The sequence below is a fragment of the Hydrotalea sp. genome (assembly GCA_030054115.1).
Lineage (GTDB): Bacteria > Pseudomonadota > Alphaproteobacteria > JASGCL01 > JASGCL01 > JASGCL01.
The window spans coordinates 1-7,734 of sequence record JASGCL010000053.1 but is presented as its reverse complement, the minus strand read 5'-3'; the positions used below and the strand labels follow the sequence as shown (position 1 = coordinate 7,734).

Genomic DNA, 7,734 nt, shown 5'->3' with positions numbered 1-7,734 from the left:
TGCGCAAAAAAAAGTGAATTTATGTGTTTTAAGGGCAAAAAACTTGTTGCGGAACGGCCTAAAACTATTTATCTTGTGCATATAAAATTGTATTAACCAAAAATTCTATTATCTTGAGGGAGAGAAATATGAAAAAAAATATATTACTTGGTGCCGCCATCATTGCTGGCGGTCTTTTGTTATCGCAAAAAATTAATCCGGCCAGCGCGGCCACTGATAAACCATTACTGGTTTATGATTGGGCCGGTTACGATGACCCAACTTTTTATAAACCCTACATGGATGCTTATAAAAAGAAGCCAACCTTTGTGTTTTTTTCCAGCGAAGATGAAGCCTTGGCCAAAATTAAAGCCGGCTTTCGCGTCGACCTAGCCCACCCCTGCATTTACAACATGCGCCGTTGGCGCGAGGCCGGGGTTATCCAACCTATCGATGTCAGCAAATTGAAAAATTATAAGGACCTGAATAAAAAATACAGCGAAAGCAAGGATTACAAAACGCCGGATGGCAAGGTATGGGCTATCCCATTTGATACCGGCCGCACCACGTTGGTTTACAATGCAGATAAAGTTTCGGCGGCCGATGTAAAATCGTTGCAGGTTTTTACCAACCCAAAATACAAGGGCAAAGTATCGGTGCCGGGTGATTCGGTCAGCGATTGGTTCATGTTGGGGTTTTTGGCAACCGGCGGGCGTGACCGCAATACCATTACCGGGCCAACTGACCCACAATACACCAAAGCGATAGATTTTTTGCGCAAGGTTCATAACAATCAAAAAAATTACTGGAATGATTCCGGCGCATTGGCGGCATCAATGAAAACCGGCGAGACGCTTATCGCTTGGGCGTGGGATGAAACCCCCGCCAGGTTGCAGGCCGAGGGCATCAACATAAAAACCGTGCGCAACACCAAGGAACCATATTATGGTTTTGTCTGTGGATATGTTTGGACGAAGGATAGCAAAGCCGACCCGAAAAAAGTCTATGACTTTTTAGACGCGGTCAGCGCGGAGTCATCGGTTGAACCATTGTTGCAATTTGGTTACGCCCACGCCAACAGCAAGGCGTTGGTCAAATTACCCGCCAATGTGTTAAAGGCCGCTAATTACGACGAATTTGACAAATACGCCAATCGCGTCGTCCTTAGCTCCAGCATGAGCGAACAATTAAACAAGATGTTGAACGACGATTATAACAAAATCAAAGTCGGCAATTAACATCGCCACCTTATCGCCCCACGAAATGGGACAGGCGGTAATAATGAAGAATAGATAGCAAGCGCGGCTTGTCATTGGCCATGCGATTGAGTCATGCTATTGACTCATGCCATTGACGGGTCCGCGCCTGCTTGAACCGGCCGGTTATTAATTTAAAGTGCCGCGCGGCCATGACAAAGGGAAGCAACCGAGAGTAAAATGCGCGGTTTTTTAATGAAGCTTCAAGGGCGATTTCTTATCTGTTATTTTTGTCAATTAAGTTGACATTTATTACTTGCAGATGTGTTTTATATATGCCAAGCAAAATAATAAACAGCATTATTGTCAACTAAATTGACATTGATTGCTTTTTTGCTTGTTTTTTGTCGTGGAAGGGGTAAAAATAACATCACAACACCAACAATGCGCTAATTTATCAGCACCCACATAAAAACAAATGAGCCAAGATAAGCTTCTTAAATTTACGACCCGCCCCCAGGCCGTGCCGGAAAAACGGCCGGCGGCCGAACGCGCCACCGATTTTCAAGAAATTGTCAAAACCTACCTCACCGACCGCGCCGAAAATCAATCGGGGCGTTGCGCGCAATGCGGCGTGCCATTTTGCCAAATCCACTGCCCATTAAGCAACAACATCCCCGATTGGCTTTACCTAACGGCGCAGGGCCGGTTGGAGGAAGCCTATCACCTTTCCACCGCCACCAATTATTTTCCGGAGGTTTGCGGTCGCGTCTGCCCGCAGGATAGATTATGCGAGGGCGGATGCGTTATCGAACAGGCCGGTCATGGTTATGTCACCATCGGCGCGGTGGAAAAATACATCACCGAACATGCCTTTGAAATGGATTGGGTGAAACCCATAACCCCCGCCAGCGAACGGCCAGAAAAAATTGCCATCATTGGTGCCGGACCGACCGGCCTGTCGGCCGGGATTTTTCTGCGCCGCCAAGGGTATCAAATTCATGTCTTCGACCGATACGACCGCGCCGGTGGGTTGTTAATCTACGGCATCCCGAATTTTAAATTGGAAAAATCGGTGGTATTGCGCCGCCAAGAATTGTTAGAAAAAAGCGGTTTTCATTTTTATTTTGGCGTCGATGTCGCCAGCGATTTTAAAGATATCGAAAAAAACCATGCCGCGGTGGTTATCGCGACCGGCGTTTACAAAAACAAAGAATTGGATATTGCAACCAATGAAGCGGGTGCGTTGCATGGCGTGGTGCCGGCCTTGCCCTTTCTAACCCGCGAAAACAAATTGGAGCTGAAAGAAAAAGACATAAGCCCCGCCCTGTCGGCGAAGGATAAGGTGGTGGCGGTTATTGGCGGCGGCGACACGGCGATGGATTGCGTGCGCACCGCGGTGCGCCAGGGCGCAAAAAAAGTCTATTGTCTTTACCGCCGCGACCGCGCCAACATGCCGGGTTCGGTGCGCGAGGTAAAAAATGCCGAAGAAGAAGGCGTAGAATTTTTATGGTTGACCGCGCCGCTGGCCTTTCATAAGGACGAAACCAGCCAACAATTAGCATCTATCGATTATTGCACCATGGCATTGAGCGACCGCGGGGCCGATGGCCGGCAAACCGTAGCCCCAGTCGCCGGCAGTGAAAAAAACATGAAGGTCGATTTGGCCATCCTCGCCTTGGGGTTTGACGCCGAAAATTGCCAAACAATGTTTGATGCGCCCGGGCTTGCCCTGTCATCGCGCGGCACATTACTGGCCGATGCCGCCGGCCGCGTGTTGGATAAAGACGGCGCGGCGATAGAAAAAATCTACGCCGGTGGCGATATTGTGCGTGGCGCGTCGTTGGTGGTGTGGGCGATTAAGGACGGCATGACGGTCGGGCAAACCATTCATCAGGATATACAAAAATCATCAAGCAAAAATAAAAAACAACGCGCCGCCTAACATGACCAAAAAAATAAATACGATAATGGCTAAGGCGTCACCGGTGAAGGCGCAAGATGACCAGGCGACCGAGAGCCTGACCAAGCAGACCGCCCTGCGGCAACGATTGCACGACCATGGGCTTTACCGCCACAATTTTGAACATGATGCCTGCGGCGTTGGCATTGTCGCTGATATCAACGGCCGCCCCAGCCGCCGCGTGGTGGCAATGGGCATCGCCGCCCTTTCCGCCCTGTGGCATCGCGGCGCGGTATCGTCCGACGGCAAAACCGGCGACGGCGCGGGCATTCACATTGCCATACCGGTTGAATTTTTTACCAACCTTATCAACCAAATGGGTTACCGCGTGCCATTACCAAATGCCGCCGCCGACCGCACAGAAAAAAATGACGAAAAAAAATTCGCGGTCGGTATGATATTCTTGCCGCGCACCAATTTGGAGGCCAGCGAGCGCACCCGCGAAATTATCGAGGGCGAGGTTATCAAGGAAGGCCTACGCATTTTTGGTTGGCGTCAAGTGCCGACCGATGTATCTTTTTTGGGCCCCCTGGCGGCGGCCAACCGACCCGAAATCGAACAATTGCTTATCGAAAACAGTCGCCGCATGACAACCGATGTTTTTGAACGCACGCTTTATATTTTACGCCGCCGTATTGAAAAAAAATTCTTGGCCGAAAATTTATTGTCGAGCTACATCTGCTCCTTCTCCTGCCGCTCGATTATTTACAAGGGTTTGTTTTTGGCCGAACACCTCGCCGATTTTTACCCCGACATGATGCGCGATGATTTTGTTTCTCACTTCGCGCTTTATCATCAACGCTACTCAACCAATACTTTTCCTGCCTGGCCGCTGGCGCAACCATTTCGCGTTGTCGCCCACAATGGCGAAATCAACACCTTGCCCGCCAATATCAATTGGATGCGCAACCGCGAAAAAAGGATGGAGAATGAGCATTTCCCAAATATCGAGGATATTCTGCCCATCATCCAACCCCACACCTCGGATTCGGGTGTGCTCGACAATGTGTTCGAACTTTACCTACGCGCCGCGCGACCATTGCCCGAGGTAAAATCCTTGCTAATGCCCGAGGCATTCGAGCAAAATCCCCTGCTCGATAAACCGCTCAGCGATTTTTACCATTACGCCCACGGCGTGATGGAGCCGTGGGATGGGCCGGCGGCGATTTGCGCGGTCGACGGCGATTGGGCATTGGCCGGGCTCGACCGCAACGGCCTGCGGCCATTACGATTTGTTATCACCAACACCGACCTGTTGGTGATTGGTTCGGAAAGCGGGATGGTCAAATTAAAAGACGAAGAAATTATCGAGCGTGGCCGCGTCGGCCCGGGCGAAATGATAGGCATCAATTTTGCCGATAAAAAACTTTACCGCGACAAGCAATTAAAATCGATGGTCGCCAGCAAATATCCCTACGGCGATTGGATAAAAAAAGTTGATAACCTGCAAGATATTGTCAAAAAACATGGCAACAAAAAATCGGCGGAAGAAAACCTCGTCGCTGAAAATTTGGCCTATCGCCAAGATTTGGCCGGCTGGTCAATGGAAGATATGGAACTGATTTTGGACGAAATGATGCTGAGCGGCAAGGAAGCCACCGGGTCGATGGGCGATGACTCGCCGCTCGCCGTTTTGAGCAATCAATTTCGCGGCCTGCATCATTTTTTTAAACAAAATTTTTCGCAGGTTACCAACCCGCCGATTGATTCGCTCCGCGAACGCCATGTCATGAGCCTGGCAACGCGCCTCAACAACCTCGGCAACAACCTCAACCCCAACGAAAAACAATTGCGGTTTATAGAATTGCCGTCGCCGGTTCTGCGCCTGGCCGAATGGCAAGCCCTCAACCACCACGTCAAGGACGCGGCCGAGACCATCACCTGCTATTTCAACCCGCGCGATACCAAGGGGCGCGGCAAGTTGGCCTTGAAGCTCGCGCTCGACGATATCAAGGCGCGCGCCATCAACGCCGCCGCCGCCGGCAAAAATTACATCATGCTCGACAATCGTTGCCATAATGGCTTGAACGATGAGCAAGTTCCCATCCCGATGATATTGGCGGCCTCGACCGTTCATACCGCCCTGGCGGCGCGCGGCCTGCGGTCGTTTGTTTCCATCAATGTGATTTGCGACGAAGCCCTTGACACCCACCATTTCGCGGTGTTGGTCGGGATTGGTGCCACCACCATCACCCCGGCCTTGAGTTACCATAGCATCATCGACCGATTTAATAAGGGGTTGTGCCCCAAGGGCCTGACGCTGGAACAAGCGATTAACAATTATCAAAAAGCGGTCAACGATGGTTTGTTAAAAATCATGTCGAAGATGGGGATTGCGGTGGTCAGCTCCTATCGCGGCGGGCAGATGTTCGAGGCAGTCGGTTTGTCGCGCGCCCTGACCCACGAATTTTTCCCCGGGGTGTTGTCGCGGATTTCTGGCCTGGGGTTGGAAGGTTTATCGCAGATATTGGAACAACATTTTGCCGATGCAAAAGACAAAAATGGAAAATTTATTTCGGTCGGCGGTTTTTATCGCTTTCGCGCCTCGGTCGGGCAACATGGGTGGGAACCTGACGCCATTCACCTTTTACAGGAAGCCGTCAGCAAAGATAGCTACAGCGTTTTTAAAAAATATTTAAAACGGATTTACAGCCTGCCGCCGATTCATATTCGTGATTTGTTGGAAATAAAAAAATCGCCATCGCCTATCGCGCTGGAGCAGGTGGAATCGATCGCCGATATCAGAAAACGCCTGGTCGCGCCGGGGATTTCGCTGGGGGCATTGTCGCCCATCGCCCACGAAACCATCGCCATTGCAATGAACCGCATCGGCGCAAAATCTGACAGCGGCGAGGGCGGCGAAGACCCAGCGCGTTACCAACCAAAAGCGAACGGCGATAACCCATCGTCGGCGATTAAGCAGATAGCCTCCGGCCGGTTTGGCGTCACCGCCGAGTATTTAAATAATTGCGAGGAGATAGAAATTAAAATGGCGCAGGGCGCGAAGCCGGGCGAGGGCGGGCAACTGCCGGGTTTTAAGGTGTCGGCGATTATCGCCAAATTGCGCCATTCGACCAAGGGGGTTACGTTAATTTCGCCACCGCCGCATCACGATATTTATTCGATAGAAGATTTGGCGCAATTGATTTACGACCTGAAGCAAATAAACAACCGCGCGCGGGTGTGCGTGAAATTGGTGGCGCGGTCGGGCATCGGCACCATCACCGCCGGCGTTGCCAAGGCCAAGGCAGACGCGATATTAATATCCGGCCATGGCGGCGGCACGGGGGCATCGCCCCAGACCTCTATCAAATATGCCGGCCTGCCGTGGGAGATTGGCCTGGCCGAAACGCACCAGGTGTTATGCCTTAATAATTTGCGCGACCGCGTTACATTGCGCACCGACGGAGGAATAAAAACCGGCCGCGACGTGGTGGTGGCCGCGATATTAGGGGCGGAGGAATATGGTATCGGCACCGCGTCGTTGGTGGCGATGGGTTGCCTGATGGTGCGGCAATGCCACAGCAATGTTTGCCCGGTTGGCATCTGCACCCAGGACGAGGCCTTGATTGAAAAATTTCGCGGCTCCCCCGAAAAGGTCATCAGTTTGTTTTCGCTAATCGCCGAGGAGGTGCGCGAAATTTTGGCCAGTTTGGGCGTGCGAAGCTTGAGCGATATCATCGGCAAAACAGAATTGTTGCAACAAACCGTGGCGATGAACGAAGGTTATGAATTTTTGGACGCGCTGGATTTAAACCCATTGCTGGTCAAGGCCGAGAATATTGATTTCACCAAAAAATCGCGCAACATGCACAATGCCGTGCCGCCGAGTTTGGATGAGCAAATTATCAAGGACGCCGAAAAGCTTTTTAAGAACAAAGAAAAAATTCAGCTGGAATATGACGTAGTTAACACCAACCGCACCATCGGCGCGCGGTTGGCGTCGGAAATCACCCGTGCCTTTGGCATGGCGTCCCTGCCCGCCGGTCATATCACCATCAATTTGCGCGGCACCGCGGGGCAGAGTTTTTCGGCCTTCGCCGTGCAGGGCATGAAATTTATTTTAACCGGCCAGGCCAATGATTATGTCGGCAAGGGTTTATCGGGCGGGGCGGTTATTATTCGCCCGTCGGCGGTGTCGACCTTGCCCACGGAAAAAAACACCATCATCGGCAATACCTGCCTTTACGGCGCGACCGCCGGTTTGTTGTTTGCCGCCGGCCAGGCGGGCGAGCGTTTTGCGGTGCGCAATTCTGGCGCGCGGGCGGTGGTCGAGGGCATGGGAAGCAATGGTTGCGAATATATGACGGGGGGCGAGGTTATGTGCCTGGGGCCCATCGGCGATAATTTTGCCGCGGGCATGACCGGCGGCTGGGCATTTATTATCAACCCCGACGACGAAAAAAGAATAAACCACGAATCGGTTGGGGTTTACCCGCTGGCGACCGCCGCCTGGCAAGACCATGCCAAAAAACTATTGCAAGAATATGTGGCGGCCACCCATTCGCGCCACGGCCAAAAATTATTAGACAATTGGGGCGACACGGTGATGAAATTGCGCCATGTGGTGCCGCTGGAAATTATCAAATTAAACGC

General features: G+C 51.6%; 3 protein-coding genes. All 3 read left to right on the top strand.

The window, feature by feature from the left end:
• Positions 1-128 precede the first annotated feature (128 nt).
• The gene (locus QM529_07205) at positions 129-1,217 is read left to right on the top strand and encodes an ABC transporter substrate-binding protein (GenBank protein MDI9314441.1); all 1,089 of its coding nucleotides are present in this window, start codon (positions 129-131) and stop codon (positions 1,215-1,217) included.
• A 436-nt stretch (positions 1,218-1,653) separates the two neighbouring features.
• Positions 1,654-3,120, top strand: coding sequence for an NAD(P)-dependent oxidoreductase (locus tag QM529_07200; GenBank protein ID MDI9314440.1), 1,467 nt, complete (start codon positions 1,654-1,656; stop codon positions 3,118-3,120).
• A gap of 1 nt (position 3,121) precedes the next feature.
• Positions 3,122-7,734: glutamate synthase large subunit (gltB, locus tag QM529_07195; protein ID MDI9314439.1), on the top strand; the 4,613-nt coding region annotated here is incomplete at its 3' end.